Origin of the sequence: Priestia megaterium NBRC 15308 = ATCC 14581, assembly GCF_000832985.1 — a bacterium.
Taxonomy (GTDB): domain Bacteria; phylum Bacillota; class Bacilli; order Bacillales; family Bacillaceae_H; genus Priestia; species Priestia megaterium.
Window position 1 is genome coordinate 152,442 of the sequence record NZ_CP009921.1, and the last position, 16,983, is coordinate 169,424.

21 protein-coding genes and 1 pseudogene are annotated in these 16,983 nt (G+C 33.0%); 16 read left to right on the forward strand and 6 right to left on the reverse strand.

The annotated features are described in order from the left end of the window. Window positions 1–78 precede the first annotated feature (78 nt). The 6 genes and pseudogenes from BG04_RS30455 to BG04_RS28255 all read left to right on the forward strand — a co-directional run bounded on the left by BG04_RS30455 (window position 79) and on the right by BG04_RS28255 (window position 5,430). A complete protein-coding gene (locus BG04_RS30455; protein WP_175010236.1) occupies window positions 79–225 on the forward strand; it encodes a hypothetical protein in 147 nt (48 codons plus the stop codon). A gap of 252 nt (window positions 226–477) precedes the next feature. Further along, window positions 478–1,647, forward strand: coding sequence for a tyrosine-type recombinase/integrase (locus BG04_RS28230; protein WP_041907505.1), 1,170 nt, complete (start codon window positions 478–480; stop codon window positions 1,645–1,647). Between the two features lie 30 nt (window positions 1,648–1,677). Next, window positions 1,678–3,813: a tyrosine-type recombinase/integrase gene (locus BG04_RS28235; protein ID WP_034652920.1), complete on the forward strand. Its 2,136-nt coding sequence runs from the start codon at window positions 1,678–1,680 to the stop codon at window positions 3,811–3,813. Continuing rightward, a complete protein-coding gene (locus BG04_RS28240; protein WP_034652919.1) occupies window positions 3,806–4,201 on the forward strand; it encodes a DUF6262 family protein in 396 nt (131 codons plus the stop codon). Before BG04_RS28235 ends, BG04_RS28240 begins: the two co-directional genes overlap by 8 nt. A 104-nt stretch (window positions 4,202–4,305) precedes the next feature. After that, window positions 4,306–4,713: pseudogene (locus BG04_RS28245) on the forward strand (L,D-transpeptidase); the annotation flags it as partial. A gap of 393 nt (window positions 4,714–5,106) precedes the next feature. Then, window positions 5,107–5,430: a hypothetical protein gene (locus BG04_RS28255; RefSeq protein WP_034656109.1), complete on the forward strand. Its 324-nt coding sequence runs from the start codon at window positions 5,107–5,109 to the stop codon at window positions 5,428–5,430. A gap of 110 nt (window positions 5,431–5,540) precedes the next feature. On the opposite strand, the gene BG04_RS28260 is transcribed toward BG04_RS28255, so the two are convergent. After that, window positions 5,541–5,837 (reverse strand): HU family DNA-binding protein, encoded by a 297-nt coding sequence (locus BG04_RS28260; RefSeq protein WP_370511592.1) that lies wholly within the window; start codon window positions 5,835–5,837, stop codon window positions 5,541–5,543. A 150-nt stretch (window positions 5,838–5,987) separates the two neighbouring features. After that, window positions 5,988–6,200, reverse strand: coding sequence for an alpha/beta-type small acid-soluble spore protein (locus BG04_RS28265; RefSeq protein ID WP_034656103.1), 213 nt, complete (start codon window positions 6,198–6,200; stop codon window positions 5,988–5,990). A gap of 483 nt (window positions 6,201–6,683) precedes the next feature. Between BG04_RS28265 and BG04_RS28270 the strand changes: the two genes are divergently transcribed. The 10 genes from BG04_RS28270 to BG04_RS28315 all read left to right on the forward strand — a co-directional run bounded on the left by BG04_RS28270 (window position 6,684) and on the right by BG04_RS28315 (window position 13,503). Continuing rightward, window positions 6,684–6,881, forward strand: coding sequence for a hypothetical protein (locus BG04_RS28270; RefSeq protein WP_034656101.1), 198 nt, complete (start codon window positions 6,684–6,686; stop codon window positions 6,879–6,881). Between the two features lie 127 nt (window positions 6,882–7,008). Next, window positions 7,009–7,440 carry a hypothetical protein gene (locus BG04_RS28275; protein WP_034656099.1) on the forward strand — a complete coding sequence of 144 codons (432 nt, stop codon included), beginning with the start codon at window positions 7,009–7,011 and terminating at the stop codon, window positions 7,438–7,440. A gap of 26 nt (window positions 7,441–7,466) precedes the next feature. Continuing rightward, window positions 7,467–7,862: a hypothetical protein gene (locus tag BG04_RS28280; protein ID WP_034656097.1), complete on the forward strand. Its 396-nt coding sequence runs from the start codon at window positions 7,467–7,469 to the stop codon at window positions 7,860–7,862. Window positions 7,863–7,882: 20 nt separating this feature from the next. Next, window positions 7,883–8,728, forward strand: a complete 846-nt coding sequence (locus tag BG04_RS28285) for an STAS domain-containing protein (RefSeq protein WP_034656095.1) — start codon at window positions 7,883–7,885, stop codon at window positions 8,726–8,728. 291 nt (window positions 8,729–9,019) lie between these two features. Further along, window positions 9,020–9,490 (forward strand): hypothetical protein, encoded by a 471-nt coding sequence (locus BG04_RS28290; protein ID WP_034656093.1) that lies wholly within the window; start codon window positions 9,020–9,022, stop codon window positions 9,488–9,490. Window positions 9,491–9,870: 380 nt separating this feature from the next. Beyond that, on the forward strand, window positions 9,871–10,182 hold the full coding sequence (locus tag BG04_RS28295) for a hypothetical protein (protein ID WP_034656091.1): 312 nt from the start codon (window positions 9,871–9,873) through the stop codon (window positions 10,180–10,182). A 78-nt stretch (window positions 10,183–10,260) separates the two neighbouring features. Beyond that, complete coding sequence (locus BG04_RS28300; RefSeq protein WP_034656089.1) at window positions 10,261–12,063, forward strand: transcriptional regulator; 1,803 nt, start codon at window positions 10,261–10,263, stop codon at window positions 12,061–12,063. 117 nt (window positions 12,064–12,180) lie between these two features. After that, complete coding sequence (locus BG04_RS30700) at window positions 12,181–12,354, forward strand: hypothetical protein (protein WP_155276320.1); 174 nt, start codon at window positions 12,181–12,183, stop codon at window positions 12,352–12,354. 341 nt (window positions 12,355–12,695) lie between these two features. Then, the gene (locus BG04_RS30705) at window positions 12,696–12,851 is read left to right on the forward strand and encodes a hypothetical protein (protein WP_155276317.1); all 156 of its coding nucleotides are present in this window, start codon (window positions 12,696–12,698) and stop codon (window positions 12,849–12,851) included. Window positions 12,852–13,296: 445 nt separating this feature from the next. After that, window positions 13,297–13,503: a hypothetical protein gene (locus BG04_RS28315; RefSeq protein WP_034655714.1), complete on the forward strand. Its 207-nt coding sequence runs from the start codon at window positions 13,297–13,299 to the stop codon at window positions 13,501–13,503. A gap of 150 nt (window positions 13,504–13,653) precedes the next feature. On the opposite strand, the gene BG04_RS28320 is transcribed toward BG04_RS28315, so the two are convergent. The 4 genes from BG04_RS28320 to BG04_RS28335 form a co-directional block, all read right to left on the reverse strand. Next, a complete protein-coding gene (locus BG04_RS28320; RefSeq protein WP_034650889.1) occupies window positions 13,654–15,186 on the reverse strand; it encodes an ISL3 family transposase in 1,533 nt (510 codons plus the stop codon). 152 nt (window positions 15,187–15,338) lie between these two features. Continuing rightward, complete coding sequence (locus BG04_RS28325; protein ID WP_034655810.1) at window positions 15,339–15,776, reverse strand: Hsp20/alpha crystallin family protein; 438 nt, start codon at window positions 15,774–15,776, stop codon at window positions 15,339–15,341. 341 nt (window positions 15,777–16,117) lie between these two features. Beyond that, window positions 16,118–16,471 (reverse strand): DoxX family protein, encoded by a 354-nt coding sequence (locus BG04_RS28330; protein WP_034655812.1) that lies wholly within the window; start codon window positions 16,469–16,471, stop codon window positions 16,118–16,120. A gap of 29 nt (window positions 16,472–16,500) precedes the next feature. After that, window positions 16,501–16,953 carry a MarR family winged helix-turn-helix transcriptional regulator gene (locus tag BG04_RS28335; RefSeq protein ID WP_034655815.1) on the reverse strand — a complete coding sequence of 151 codons (453 nt, stop codon included), beginning with the start codon at window positions 16,951–16,953 and terminating at the stop codon, window positions 16,501–16,503. Between the last annotated feature and the right edge of the window lie 30 nt (window positions 16,954–16,983).

A 16,983-nucleotide genomic window follows, 5' to 3' on the forward strand; every position in this document is an offset into this window, starting at 1 on the left:
CGAGAAAGCATCTTTCCATTGTACGGAAGGTGCTTTTTTCGTTTCTTATAAAAATATAAAAAAGGGAGAGCTACTTTTATGAAGAACATCTTTATCAAATCAATGACCGTTCTTACGTTACTAATGGCCGCATTGTGTGGAGTTAATGGAGGAAAAGCAGAAGCAGCAAACAAACCAGCCAATCAAGATTTAATTATCATTAACAAATACTATAACTTAAATTAAGGTAATAATTCATAGGATAGTTAGTCTGCTATGTGGTCTAACTATCCTTTTTTATTTACATAATAGATTAGAAAAATGAATATTGAAATAATAGTTTAATATGTATAAAATGTGATTGTAGATAAGAGTGTTAGTTTGGTTTTAAGTGGAGGACAAAGCCTCGGTGCGAGGACAGCACTCCGCAGAACCGTTAGGTTCGAGGATCTTAAAGAAATAACGATAACTAGATAACATTATGTGGGAGGCGTTTTCATGAGAGTAGAAGAAATATCTGTTGGTAATAGAAAGGCATATCTTCTAATTGGTACAAGTGGATTACCTGTTGAACCTGTTGCAAAGTATATGAAATACCTATACAACAGTGAGAGGAGCAGTAATACTTTACAGACGTACTGTACGGCTTTGAAATTTTACTTTACATACTTGGAGCAAACAGGAATTGATTATCAACAGGTGAGCTTTGAAAAGTTATCTAACTTCGTTGTTTGGCTTAGAAATCCCTATGAAAACAATAACGTTGTACTCCATAAAACAGTAAAAGCTAAACGCAGGGAAAGCACAGTAAACAATTACCTTACGGTCGTGGCATCATTTTATGATTACTTATACAGAAATGATTTAGTGGACTCAGACATGGTTGAAAAGCTTATGAAGAAGATGTTCATTGGTGCTGGTGGGAATGGGTACAAGGGTTTCTTACACCATGTAAATGGAGGGAAACCTATCTCTAAAAATATTCTAAAGCTGAAGGAACCCAGGAAACGCGTCCAAGTATTTACGAAAGAACAAGTCGAAGAAATCTATTATTCTACTACAAATATAAGAGATAAATTTCTTGTGCGGTTGCTTTTTGAAAGTGGATTGCGTATCGGAGAGGTTCTCTCCCTGTTTCTTGAAGATCTTCAATTCGATGCTAAACAAAGAAAGCACAAAATCCAACTGACCAATAGAGGTGAATTGCCAAACGGAGGTAAATTGAAGACTGGAGAGCGAAAATTAGACATCTCTCAGGGTTTCATGAACCTATACGACGATTATTTGTACGAAGTGGTTGATGAATATAACCCGGACCATAATTTTGTGTTTGTGAAGATTTGGGGAAAGAATGCTGGAGACCCCCTCACCTACTCCGATGTCTATGCGACCTTTAAAGAGCTTGAAAGAAAAACAGGTATACATATTACCCCGCATATGTTTCGACACACTCATGCTACAATTTATTATCTTCAAACCAAAAATATCAAGCTGGTACAAGAACGTTTAGGTCACGCCCAAATTCAAACCACGATGAACCTATACATTCACCCCTCTGAGGATGAAATCCGAAAGGATTGGGAGAAAGCCGCCCATGCATTTGAGATTGGGCAAGAAAACATGGAAGACTTTCAATCAAATATCCCTGACGAAGCAGTTCCTTTTTAGAAGCTAGTTAGAATTTTAGGAGGCAATTTATTGGATAAAATCATAGCAAACAATGCAATTACAAAAAATGAATATTGGAACTTAATCACATCTACTCTCTCCTCTTACGAGGTTAAGGATATATCTCCTGATGGAAAAGTAACAAGGAGAGTCGTGAATAATGATTACTTTTTAGTCAATGATATTTGGAATGTAAATGATATTGGTAACATCCCTAACTTTGAGGAAAGCTTCAACAGATACAAAGTTCCTAGTAGGAATCAAAAGTTTCCAACCGAAAACAAAACTATTGGCTTAGAACTTAAATTTGTTTATTATTGTAAGTTGTTTAACGATGAATGGAGTTTAAACAGCTTTTTTCATACTTACAAAACATTCCTAAACAAATTAGTTTTATTTCTTAACGAAAAACATTCTCACCTCTATTCTCTCCTTGATTTGGACGTTGAGAAAACTGAGAAAGAGTGGATTTGGTGGTTGAACAACAAAGGTGTAAAAACAACCCTAGCAAGAAAAAGTGTGCAGTATGGTGAATTTGAGACTAAAACACCAATAGCGACTTTCTTCCGTTCCATATATGAGAAATTATTTAATCTAACCGATACCCGTGAGGAATGGGGAAAAGATAGATGGGATGTTAGGGTGTTAAATGCCAATTATGGAGTAGATTACAACGCCTCACTACCACTTTATTATATTGATTTCACAAAAATTGAAAATGTTACTTTTAGACAATATTTAAAAAAATATATTAAAACTAGATTACTAGGTGGCAGGAAATTTTCTTGGTCAACTGCTCAAAATTATGTGAGATGGGTTCCCAAGTTCTTTAATTTTATTAATGAATTAGAACCTGAATGGGATGATTTAAAAGATCTTACAAGACAGCATATAGAAAAGTATGTAGAGTTTCTTCATCATTATGCCCAAAATAACTTAAAGAATAGAAATGCCAACCCGGATAAATTTATATATATAAACGTGGAGTGCACTTATTCATTTTTAAGAGATACCCAGCGTTACGATTACAGTATTGCACCTAAGAAATCAACTACAAAGTTACTTTACTCTGAGGATTATCCTTCTCTTGATAAGAAATCAGATGATACTATTGATTACATTCCTGACTATGTATTAGAGCAATTATTTGACAATATAAACGACCTTCATTCAGATGTACAACCTGTCGTGTGGATTGCTTTTAAAACTGGATTGCGTATCAGCGATACATTAGGATTAACACAGGAGTGTTTGGTTCGGTTAAATGGCAAATATTCTATTCAAACCGATATTGAAAAAATATATGTGAATGGTCATAAAATCCCGATTGACGACCAATTAGCAAATATGATTGCCGTTTTAATCCATAAATCCAAGGAACTCAGTAACGATGATAACAACCCTAATAAATACATCTTCGTTCGGTACAAAGGTTCCCGTAAGGGAAAACCATTTTCCCAGTTTTGGGTACGAGATCAACTTGGAAAACTAGCTTTCGAAAAGAACATTACTGACGAAGTGGGCAATGTATTCCATTTCAAATCACACCAATTTCGACATACATATGCGGTCAAGATGTTGAATGGTGGCGCTGACATTTTAACCGTCCAGGAATTACTAGCTCATGCCTCGCCTGAAATGACCCTGCGATACGCCCGTTTATTGGACGATACAAAACGGAAAGCGTTTGAAAAGGTGGTTAAGCAAGGTGTATTTTCCTTTAACCTAAATGGGGAAATTCATCAAGTATCTGAAACAGAAGATATCCCTGAAGACATTCTAGATATGATGTGGAAAGATGAAAAGCTAAACGCTTTGGACAACCCCTACGGAACTTGTCGTGCTAGAGTGAAAGGAAACTGCCCATTAGCAGCAGAACCTCCTTGTCTCACAGCCAACGATGGAAAGCCTTGTTTTGATTTAGCTGTAGGTATGACGAGTTTTGACGTTAAAAAGTATGAACTTCTAATAGAAACCACTACAAAGTGGATTGAAGCCTCCAAAAAATATGGTCGCGAAGATATGGTCAAAGCTAATGAAAAAAACTTGGAGAGATACCAGAGCATTTATGAAACAATCAAGGGTGGGAATGTAATTTTTGGAAAATTTGAACGTGTGAAGAAACAGTTAGAAAGAAAACAGAAGAAAGGTGTTAAACATGGCTAATTTTGAACGTGAGGAGCAACTACGGCAACTACATAAACAGCGAAAACAAGCAACTAAAGATAAAGTTGAGGAGGCTATTAAACGTCTTATAAAGAGTTCTAAAGCAATAAACTTTAATAGTGTGGCAAAAGAAGCAGGTGTAGCGAAAGCTACCCTATACAATCATATAGAACTCAAAGAGCGCATTGATTTCTTGCGAAATCAACAAGAAAAAGCATTTGTGGATGATAGAATTAAACGGGATGAAAATAATCAGAACGCGGTCATCTCTTCCCTCAAAAGAAGAATTGAAAAGTTAGAGAAAAAAAATCAACAATTAGAAAAAGAAAATAGAGAGTTGCGCCAAAAAGAAAATGAAAAGCTCACCGATTACTTTACAAAGTTATAAAGTTAAGCCCTCACATATTAGACATATCTAAAATGTGAGGGCTTTTTATTTTCAACAGTTTTACTTGTCTAACCTAAATATAATATAATAAGCTTGCTTATTTTCACGATGGAAAGTTAGAAATGGTGGATCCCATTGCTACAGGTAAGACATGGGAGAAAACACCGGTTGGGTTCTTTAAAATCGTCAATAAAATTAAAAATCGTCCTTATTATACAGGACATATTCCTGGCGGAGATCCCCGAAACCCATTAGGGAAACGTTGGTTAGGGTTGAATGCCAATAACACATATGGCGATACGTATGGCATTCATGGCAATAGTAATGAAAACAGCATTGGAAAATATGTGAGCCAAGGTTGTGTGAGAATGCATAATGCTTCTGTTGAAAAGTTGTATGATAAGGTTCAAGTAGGTACACCGGTTGCGATTACCTATTCGTATAAGAGTTTTGTAGAGTTGACGAGCGTGTACGGTTATGAGTTCAAAGGTTATGATTTAAAAGAAAAATAATCAAAAAGCAGTATTCTCATGCGCAAATAGCATGGGAATACTGCTTTTTATTTTGTCTCTTTACCATATACCCCTTATGATAGAAATAGATGAAAAATATGGTGAGAGGAGAGTATAATATGCGCGCAAAGATTGAAAAGGCTAAACATGTATGGATGTTTGAAGCTACGGGAGAGTTCTATGCTCATGAGGTGAGTCAAGACAGAGCAAAAAGAGGTTTTTTTCTCTGTCCCTCTTGTGAAGTAAAAGTACATTATAAGCATGATCATTTCTTTTCTCGTGAGCATAAACGAAATTGTACCTATGTGAAAGAACAATTCAAGAAAAATGTTACTAGGTAAAGGAAGATTCAGTGATTTTATAGGAGAATCGGGAGAAAAGGGGAAAATCTATATGAAGAACCATACTTATCAAAATGGTCGTCTCATTCAAACCAATAAAAAATTTTCAGCATTAAAGCAAAAGCAGAAAGAATGGATTACAAATGAACTAAGAGACCGATATATTAAAATGATCAAGTATCCAAATGTCAAACTGCGTCCAAATAAACGAGATCAAATTCTAGATGAAGTATATGATCTCATCATGAAAAAAGAAATATGGATACCTTATGATGAAGTGGAAAAACATTACTACAGTAAAATTTCTTCTTTTGTTCGGGTTCACCGAAAACAGTTTGAAAATCAGATTGAAGATGGATCGGCTCAAACAGAATAAGGTCATTAAATCATGAAAAAGGTGTACGTTTGTACACCTTTTGATCTTTTATAAATTAAATAACCTAAAATTTTTAGAAGTGTTTTCTGGATACTTATGGTAAACACTCTTTATTTAACAGCTTCTTTTAATTCTTTTCCTACTTTAAAACCTGGAACCTTAGTTGCTGGAATCGTTATTTCTTCTCCTGTTTGAGGGTTACGACCTGTACGCTCTGCACGTTCACGTACTTCAAATGTGCCAAATCCTACTAGTTGAACTTTTTCACCTTTGGCAAGGGTCGTAGTAATGGTTTCAAATAACGCTTCTACAGCTTTTTTTGCCTCTTGTTTTGTTAATTCTGACTTTGAAGCAACTGCCTCAATCAATTCAGCTTTTTTCATAGATAATACCTCATCTTTTCGTATATAGAATATGTAGATTAAAAATATAGCATATGTTTTGTGAAAAGGCCAAACATAAGTTCTTTTCTAAGTGTAGAAAAATGTTTTACAACAAGAAAAGGAGAAATGGGAACCCATTTCTCCTTTAGTATACGTTCAGTTAGAAGGATCTTATTATCGGATGTTTTTGCCACCAAGTTGTTGTTCCGCCATTTGCACAAGACGTTTTGTAATCTCTCCACCTACAGATCCATTTGCACGGGCCGTTGTATCAGGACCAAGATTGACACCAAACTCACTAGCGATTTCATATTTCATTTGGTCAATTGCTTGTTGAGCACCATATACTAATAGTTCATTTGTATTGCTATTTTTATTGTTTGCCATTGTATGCAACTCCTTTACATTTTATAAAGTTAAAATGTGTAAAAGAAGGATAGTTTATTTATAAGATGAGAAATTAATTTTAAAAAGCAGTTCAGTTCATAAAAATCATGAATTTTATCCTTTGTGCTTGTTGATGACAAATGATTATTTTTCCTTTTCTATTTCCTTACTATTTAAATCATAAATCGTTTTAATGATAAAATCATCTTCGAACATTTAAATGCTCCCAATCCTTTTATAAATACTACAGAAGTTTATTAAAGAAAGTTATTCTTAATGAAAAATGTTGATGATTATTCTTAATATTAAATGATAAAATTCAAAATGTTATCATTCCATATGAGTAAAAATCCTAGCATTTCCCAAAACTATAGGCTGAGCTTTTTACCTCTGTGTTTAGTACATGGTTACTGTCCATCTGAATTAAAGGTTTTTTTCTTTCAAGTGTCGAACGTAGCAAGTTATCGGGAAGGGGCTGTAAATATGAATCTAAAAGATCAATTTTATGAAAATGAAAAAAGAATAGCAATTACTAGAAAATTAATGGAGAATGCTAGGGAAAGGATTAAGTTATCTTCGGAATTAGAGAAAGAATTGGAGAATTTAGAACTTCAAAGAAGAATGAGACAATTAGAAATGGAAAGTAAGTTACTAAAACAGCAAGAAAAAGAATTAGGGTAATGACTATAGAGTATCCAATGGGGTACTTTTTTTATTGATATATCTGCTGGAAATCGAGGCAAAACACCCATTCATTGCAAGTTTGGACGCTTCTAATAGCTCTATAAAAATCAAGGAGGTATTTTTTATGGATAGTGCTTTTTGGTTCTTTATGATAGGTATTTTAGCAGCTTTTTTGCTTTTTGGTTATCAACTTGTAATCTCTAAAAAAATTGATTTACCTAAAGGATGGCCAGCTTTTAGTACAGTTTTTGGTGGGATGGCTTTGATGCTTCTGTTTTACCATAAACAGGGGGTAACGGAATTTAATTCTATGTTCGGTGACAATAGTCAAGCAAATCTTGTTATAGCAGTACTTTGGTTTTTTGTTTTTTATCCAATACTTTCACTTTTTGTATATTTTCTTTCTTATTCGATCATACGATTTTTCTTATTCGTGTTTGCTAATGGAAAAACTATAGGGGAATCAAAAATATTAGATTATATTGTAGGACCAATTATTTTTATTGTTGTGGATGGTATTTTTTATCTAGATTACTTTATCAGGAGCACACCTTAATGAAAAAAGAACAGAAGGATGTTTAAATGCCAAATTACGTTATTATATCTCTTATCGTAGCCTTAATAATTATTATTGTGTTTCAAGGAATTAGTAGGATGAATAAAAAACTAGAAAGGGACTATATTGCGAAGAGTCCAGAAAAAATTAAAGAGTATATAAAGAGAAATGAAAATCTTTTAGAAAGAACAAATAAATTAAATAAGCAAATGCTTAATTTTTTAACCTTCACTATTATTGCAGTAATTGCTGTATTTATTTTTGTTCCTGTTTTTACGCCTATATTTTTCATCGCATCTTTACTCACATTTACCCTATTAATATTAAATATTATTTTAAGAAGTAGCTTAGAGGACAGGTTAAAAACTTTTAAAAATTTATCTTTCAAAATTAAAAACAAAAATAGCAATCTAAACGGCTAAAGAATAGAGGTTAATTAGAAATGGATAATTTGCACTTTCTAGGAGAAAAAATCTTAGAAAAAAGATATGAAATTGCACAAATGGTACACACGAATAGAATGAATGACCTTAAAGAGGTAAAAGACGTCAATATTACAAAAGAAGAAATTATTGAATTAAGAGCAAACTTCATCAGTTATTTTGGGCAGGCTCTCATGGAAAAAACGGATCAAAAAATAATTGTTAATCAAATAGTGAAATGGGCAAAAGAGTCAGGAGAATTTGCATCAAATCTAGGTATTTCTCTGAGTGAGGCTTTAGAAGATACGACCTATTACCGAAAATTCATATGGGAAGTCCTTAAAGAAGAAATAAAAAATCATAATATACCTACAGACACAATATTTGAATTAATCACTATCATTGACCCTTTATTAGATAAAGCTGTTTATGTTTTTAGTTTGACGTATGTAAATATTCATCAAGAAACACTAAAAAAAGCAAAGAGTGCTTTCCTTGAATTATCTGTACCGGTGGTTCCAATCACCAAAGGTATTGCTATACTCCCTCTCATTGGAGAGGTAGATCCAGAAAGAGCAACACTTTTACTAGAGGAAACATTAAAGAAAGCAAATGAACTAAAATTATCACATTTGCTATTTGACCTCTCCGGAGTGATGATTGTAGATACCATGGTTGCCCATCAAATTTTTAAAATTGTAGACGCATTAGGTCTTCTTGGGGTAAAAACAATATTAATTGGTATCCGGCCTGAAGTTGCCCAGACGATGATTCAACTAGGAATTGATTTTAGCGAAATAACGATAAAAGCAAATCTAGAGCAAGCACTTCTTGGTTTAAATTTAACTATAGATACTTTAGAATAAATGTTCTTATCCAATTTGGATGAATAAAATGCAAACGAATTTCATATACATCTTTAGTTGGTGCAATCACCGTTATCGGTAGCCATATATTCATTCTTTCATTATTTCTATAATAATTAGTTACTTTTTTGTGTTTATTTTTCAACTCAAAGGGTAAAGTATTAAATTAGATTAGAATTTTAAAAGAAACATGTCTTTATTTTTTAAAGATTTGTTTTCTTCTTTCATCAGAAAAAAATAACCTAATAACCATAGTTAGGATATACATGGATATTATAGGAGAATCCTTAAATGATACTTATTAAAAATCAGGAAGAAGTAATCCGAGAAGCAAAACATCAACTTCATACCACTATGGATGACTATCAAACAAAAATTATCTCTATTTTTGATAAGCAGCATATTCCTATGAGTAAACGAATTGGTTTAATGATTCTTCTGTCAGACATAAAAGAGCAGGCTGTATTGATTGGAAAACAGGCTGCAATTAAAGGGAAATCAGAATACGAAGGACAGAATCAATTAATTACAGAAGTTGTAGATGAAGTTCCCTTCCAATACAGTGAAAAAACGGTAACTGATTTAGAAAATAATATACAAATAATCAAAAAGAAGATTGAAGATATGGCAAGAGATTGCGAATTAGATTCTGAACTAGTTAACCTAAAAGCCCTTTTGCTTAATCTAAAGGTAACTAGTTATATAAATGGACATTATGAAATATATGTAAAAGATAATGCTTTATCTAGCAAAAGATCCTAGTATGCTGAGCTCTTTTTACTTAATAAAATGTTTAAAATTTTATATTTGGAGCAAACTATCTGAGATGCAATAGAGCGTCACCTAACGACTACCATTCAACGAATAGAAAAATACTGCCTCTTTTAACTGGGAAGAGGCAGTATTTTTCTGCTTTTACACCATATATTATATGTATTTTCCTTATCATACTACCTCTTATCGGGAGTAATAAAGCTCGTAAAAGTGAAAAAATATAAGTATCAAAATAGAGGTGAGCTCTATGGGAATGAGGTAATTAGAACTGCCAAAATTACGGTGAAAAATGTAAATAAAATATATGTTTAAAGGGTAAAGATAAAAAGTGCCTTATTAAAATTATATTTTTGAGGAGGTATTTACAATTGAGTAGTACATCTAGATTCAAAATGCAGATTTACAGTCCTCAATGGGAGGATAAGGACCTTTATCAGTTTAAAAAAACAAAAAGAGGATGGGAATTTGAAAATTATAGATGTAAAGGTGAAGTAGATAAAGGGGGTAATCCATTATTTTATAAAGCCCTTGTTACTGAATCTCTTTCATATCCTAATCACTTAGAGGAATATCTCTCCATCGTTTGGGAAAAAGTTGAAGTTTTAAATAAAGAACAAGTTCAGAATATTTTTGATGAAATATCTGAATGGATATCGGCTAGTAAAAATGGTTTCAATTAACATGGCTTGCAAAAAGAAAAATTATAAAGGGAATCCTTTCTATAAAATAGAAGGTTATTAATAAAGAGGGTGTTTATAATGGGTTTTGTTACTTCGATGCAATATGCCATAAGAGAGAACGGAAGTAGATGGGAAAGAGAAACGGCTGAACGCGTCCTAAGGATTAGAGAAAAATATGGGTACAATAGCCAAGAATATGAAGATATTAAAGATTCCTTTTATTGCTATGGTTGTTATTTAAAATGGAAAGAGGTACATGGAAATGATCCTAACAAAGGCGAAATTCCCTTATTAACTCATGTTGATAATACTAAGGTAGGAGGGACGTATTTTCGACTTCGACATCTAAATGAGAAAAACGAAGAAAATAAACATAATGTAGGCTGCTGCTTCAATGATCCCACAGGCTATTTGAAAAATATTTCTAATGGTTTTGATTGCATAGATGTCGATCCAAAAGGGGTACCTCATCTTACTATTTTAAAAAAGACCCAATCAAAAAGAACTAAGAATAATAGATTTTCAACAGATAAGAGAGATAGTACAGAACGTAAACAATATCAATCATTTGGAGCTTTGCAGGGGATTTATAACCGTTATAACAATGCATGGACTGAATTAATAGTTAAGACAGAGGACGATAACAATGTGAAAATTAAAGATATATTATTTTCTTCATCTGAAGCAAAAAAGATAGTTCAAAATCATCAAGAGACTATTTTAATTGTTACCGGAGTTATAAAAAAAGTAGAAAATCGAAATAACGGTGGTTATATAAATATTATTTTTAAAGAAAAAGAAAACACACCTCTTCCTTCATTCAGACTCTCCGTGTCTCCTGATCATATCTATCATGAAGGGGATTTAAAGTGTTTAGAAAATCGTAATATTGGATGTTACGGTAGAACTCGGAATAATAAAACTTTCTCACAGATGGAGTTATTTTCTTTACTAAATCAGATTGTGTTTTTTGACTTGGAAGAAAATGGGCCATGTCCTTTTACGCTCCCTGTCATTGACTTAAAGCGAGTCGAACCTATAATTACGGATACTTTATCAGCCCACAAGGCAGTGAAGACTACTGCTAATGGTGAAGACTTCTCCTACTATTTAAAGAATCAGGAAAATATCCCTTTATTAGAAAAACAGATAGAACAAACTATTATGAAAAGAGAAGAGCTCCTACAGGAAAAAGAGCACAGAATAAAAGTTAGAGATAGAAATGTAAATGAAAAAGAAAGATTAATTGTACAACTCAATAATAAAAAAGATGAACTGGTAACGGTTAAAAACATGTTGGAAAAGAAAAGTTCATTTATAGAACGTGTCTTTAATATATTTAAGATGAATGAATTAAAAAAAATAAATTCTTTACTTTCTCAAAAAGAAATAATAGAAGAAGAAATTAACGATTTAAAGCAAGAATTTTATGTTAAATCTAATGATATTGTAGATACAGAAAATTTCATAAAACATATAGAATTCAATGTTGTAGATACGCAGACCCGTATTTCTACAACACTGCAAGTAATGGACGATTTAAAACAAGGTTTAAAGATTGAAAAAATATGGAAAGAAGTTTTAGAAAAAGAGAACTGTTATATGTATCATATATCAACAGCTAATCTTTGGATTGCGATACAAATAAGTGAGGCTGTTTATAATTCATCTATACTGGAAATCAAATGTCTCTTTCAATCCTGCTACGAAGATAATGAGATGAGGTTTTATCCTCAAAAAATACAAAGTATAGTATTTAATATTTCTTCTAATGACTTAATGGTTTACCAAAAGATTAAAAATGAACTCACTAACAGACTTCGATATTTACCTTTTTTAAAGAAATTAAAAATCACGAAAAAGAAGACAGTAAATGGTTAAAATGTTGTTGCTGAGAAGCCGAAAGAGGAAATTACCCTTTATTTCGTGGATAATTGTTTATTTATTGCAATTCTGAGTGCTTCTCATAACACCGTTTTTAATAAGGGAGTTTTAGGATTGAAAAGAATCATATACTGGATTATTTTTATTTTGTTGATTATAGCTTATGTGACTGACGTAGAAAACATTAACTTAAAAGATTTATTCTCTTCACCAGAAGAAAGTATCAAATCCTATGATGAAGTGGTCTACTTTCCAGCTGATAAATATTCCAAAACGGCAGCGTTGTGAACATGCGATTGATAAAGGGTAGTCAGATATTTGTATCATTGATTGTAATAGGGCAGATTCTTGGATTTCTTATTAAGTAGATAAATTTGCGGGTGGGCCTAAAATTTTAATTGAGATTAAATAAGGAGAAATAAATTGCCTCAGGCTATTGTTATAGTATTAGCACTGTTTTTATTTATATCTCTTATAAGAAACAGGTTATTTAACGCTATTTTGCTTACAGGGGTTCCCCTGACAATCATTACAGTAGCTCATGAGAGTTTTGAACTATTGAGTATGCTTGATGTTTCAATTGATGGATAGGATAAATCTAAAGCATAAAAAGTAGGGTGAGTAAACTAATGAAAACAACTGATATTGTTTCAAAAGTAGATGAATTAGGGTGTATAGTTATTCACCCTGGACTACACAAGATATTGTTGAATCAAACAATAGAGAAAAAAACATTGAATAAGTGTTTATTAGGAAGGGATAATATTGAAATTTGGATATTATAAGGATTAGTCTTTTAGTGATGTTATTATTTGTTTTTGCACTCGTTGTTTTTTTGAAAAATCTAAAGGTGCTTGCCCAAATCTATATTAACAATACTCAAGCTTATCATAATGCATCCTATAGAAAAGAAGTAAGAAACAAACTTTTAATTAGATTTACATTAATTAATGGAGGTACTATACTAACTTTAGTTATTGCGTATTTTATAATTACGATTTACGTCTTTCAGTGAGAATGTTTTTTAAAGAACTTATATATAAGATTTAAAGATTGAAACAATTAAGAGAAACTTTAATAAATCAACGATATATAAAATGCTGTATAAATCATCAAGGCGAAAAGTAAACGAGCCCTTGGTTCGAAGTGCCCCCAATGGACTTTATTTTAAAGGGATTTGTTTTCTGATGTTGAAAGTAAAAATCATAGACTATAAAGGGGGGGAATACAATGAATCCATATGAACAATTACAATTAAATAAAGAAGTAGAAGAGATGGCTAAACAACGAATTGAAATCCATAAAAAGCGAATGGAATTATCTGAAGAGCTAGAAAATAACTGGGATAATAAAGAACTCCAAGATAGAATCATTGAATTAGAGGAAGAAAGCCAAAAACTCAAGAAAAAAATTGAAGTTTTACAGGCTAACTATTAAGCATCCTTTCAGGGTGCTTTTTTGGATTAGAGTGTTTTTACCAGAGCTATTGTGACTGCTAAAATAGCATGGCTCTTTCTCACTTTTGGTGAAGGTAAACGTCGCTATATGTCAAAGACATGCATTATTTTTTCAGAAAAACAACTCTACCTATAATAATGGTATGAGCACTCGTTTTTTCAACAGCTCATCACTTGCCCGACCATACATCATACGTTTTAACATCTTCACACGATGTATATGTCCTTCAGATAGCCCATTACTTAAAGGATCAACACAAGCAGCCATTACCCCTTGTAAATCTTTTTCTATATAGGTTATAAAGGTATCGAGAGCTGGAAACGAATACATTTTACATGTTTCAATCCAACCAGGTATGCCTTGATTACTACGTTTACTCACGATGTTTCTAAATTTACGTGTCACTTCAAATAATTGTGGTATTAATGGAAACTCTTTTAAACATGCCGAAGGTAATGAATCTAACCAGTTTCTATTCTTTTCACTCCATATTTTCCACAGTAGGGAAGCTCTAGACAAAGAATGCGTTGTGGCACTGGCTCTATATTCATGACGAATTCTCGAAACGGCTTCATTTAAAGTAGAGCGACATCCTGTATAGCCTATCTTTTTAAGTTCTGCCTCCATACGACTCGTCGTCCACCCAGATAGGTTCCATTGACGTAATTGATTTAGGAATGGATCTAATAGTCTTACACGACTAATAGGCTCTTTTTTCTTGCGTCTTAAATCTTTATAGACTGTATTACGTGAAATATGCATTTGACGCGAAATCCAAGCAATGGATTTCCCTTTTTCTTTCCACTCTTTCACTTCTAAGGCGCGTTGCCAAACTTGCTCAGCATACTGATGGCGTTGAACATCTGTCTTGCGGATAATAAGTGGTTCTGTTGTAGGATTTTTATATTCTGTTTTTCTCCATATAGATGGAAAAGATTGTTGTAAGGTCTCTCGAATTGCTGTAAATAAACCTTTCAGAATATGCCAACGGTCCGTAATCTGATAAGCATGAGGCAGCGCTTGAGAGATAGCCTTAGCGTATGTGAAAGAACCATCACGAGTCACCGTTTGAATCGTTGGATGCTGTTCGAGCCATTTTACGACTGTTTCTTTATCTCTCCCATTTAAAATAGCGATGGGTCTTCGGGTTTCTTGATTGATAATAATCGTACCGTAACGACAACGCTTCTTAAATGCAAAGTCATCAATCCCAATATGAACCGGCGGTTCATAAGAAGGCAGCTTCAATTTATGAAGCAGGCGTAAAAGCGTATGATGACTGGTTACAATACCTAGATGCTTAGACAGCCGAGATGCTACTTTGCAGCTCGTAGATAGTGCGATTGACTTTAACATCTCTTGTAAACGTTTGGTTTTGCGTTGATAGGTCCCTAACCACGTAAATCTTTCTGTAAAAATAGCTTGTGGGCAACTACAGTCATCGCAAAAAAACTTACGTGTTTGTATCTTTATATATGTTGTTTTACCATACGCCGGTACATCCTGAAGGGATCGAACATATTGGCTATGAATACGGTGAGATAGAGTATGACAAGACGGACATATACAAGAGGAATGTTTAGATTTTACTAGATACATATAAGATTGATCTTCTTGTATAACTCGTAAGCATTCTATATTAGTGAAAGAAGAAAAAGGCATGTTGAGATTCGCTCCTTTTTATTTCACTATATCATCTATAAAGCACCTTCACCAAAAGTGAGAAAGAGCCACTTTTATTTAGCAGTCACAAATGTTTAAAAAACGCTTTAATTTAATAAAAAGAGGAGCCACTTTTGGCTCCTTTTACTTTTTTAATGAAAGTCCACATCAATTTTTTTTGTTTCATCTTTTGCTAATTTAGGCATTCTAACTTCTAGAACTCCATTTTTATAAGATGCTTTTGTCCCTTCGTTAGAGACAGAACTTGGAAGATGCACAGAACGATGAAAACGGCCTAAAAAACGTTCTTTTCGATGCATATTTTCCTCTTTGACTTCATTTGTTCGAGTGGTAGATCCACTAATACTTAGTGTATTGTTTTCCACTGTAACATTGACATCTTCTTTACTTTGCAGCCCTGGAATATCACAAGTAACCACAACTTCATTCTCTGTTTCATGGACATCTACTCGAATTTCTCCAAAATTTGTTTCTGTCCCCAGAGTGGAAGGGAAATCAGAAAAGAAGCGTTCAAAATCTTTTCTCATATTAGATAGTTGTCTAAATGGATCATATGGTACAAGTGCCATTGATACATCCTCCTTCTTTCTTAGCATGAGATTAGTATGGCTCCTGTTTAGAGAAGTTATTCAAGTTCATGTAGGGGTACCGCCAGCAAAACGCATATTTACAACGTTAAGAAAACTATTGAAAAGTTCAATTTCTCAGCATAAAATTAAGAAATTAGATTTTTTTGTTACTCTATAAACACGCTCCATTCTTAAATAAGGGCTAATTTCCCCATGATAAAAAAAGCTAATCGAACATTGTCGATTAGCTCTATTTTTTAGTATTGATTCGCTTTTTTAACCATTTTGCAACTGTAACTATACGTTTAATTACAACAATAAATATGTCTGTTTCATATTTATTATTCAACTTTCCTTATTCTAATCAAAACAAAGAGACTTAGGGCAAAGAAGATTAAGGCAGGCATCATTACATTTATACCTTGACCAGCTTTAAAATGTGAAAATACAGCGCCAGCCATCAGTAAAGTAAGTCCCCCAGAAGCTAATAAAGCAATTCTTGACTTCCAGAAACCAACCAAAAGTCCAATAGCCCCTACAATTTCACAAATACCTACAAAATACATCAATCCTAATGGATAACCAAAACCTTCAAATGTGTGAACTTGCATAGGATTTCCTGTAAGTTTCATTGTACCAAAAGCGAAAAAGCCAACTACAAGTAATCCTTGAATAATACGTAAAACCCATTTCATTTATCATTTCTCCTCTTAATCTTTGTCTTTTATTTTTGTAAACTTTGTGCACCAATTCCTATTTTCTTTAATAAACCTACCAGTTGTTCTTTCTCTTCATTGCTTACAAATGAAAAATTTTCTGAGATTGTTGTAACGTGCTGGGCAAACATTTCACTAAACAAAACTTCTCCGTTTTCAGTCAAAGTGACATTAAACGCCCTCTTATCGTTTGGATTTGGTTTTCTTTCTACAAGTCCCTGCTTTTCAAGCTTATTCACGACGTAAGTAATGCTTCCACTTGGAATAGATAGCGTTTCACTGATTTTTTGAATAGGATGAGCACCTTTGTTATAAAGCAATTCAAGTACCATAAAATTTTCAGGGCTGATACTATAACTTTCTATATCCTTCCGAATATTTTCAAATACAGCCTTATTTGCTTTCATCCAGATTCGAAATAGCCTTAAATCTAATTGGCTCTTCTCTTGTTTATAATCCATGCAATTTACACCTCTTTGAAGTTGGAATCA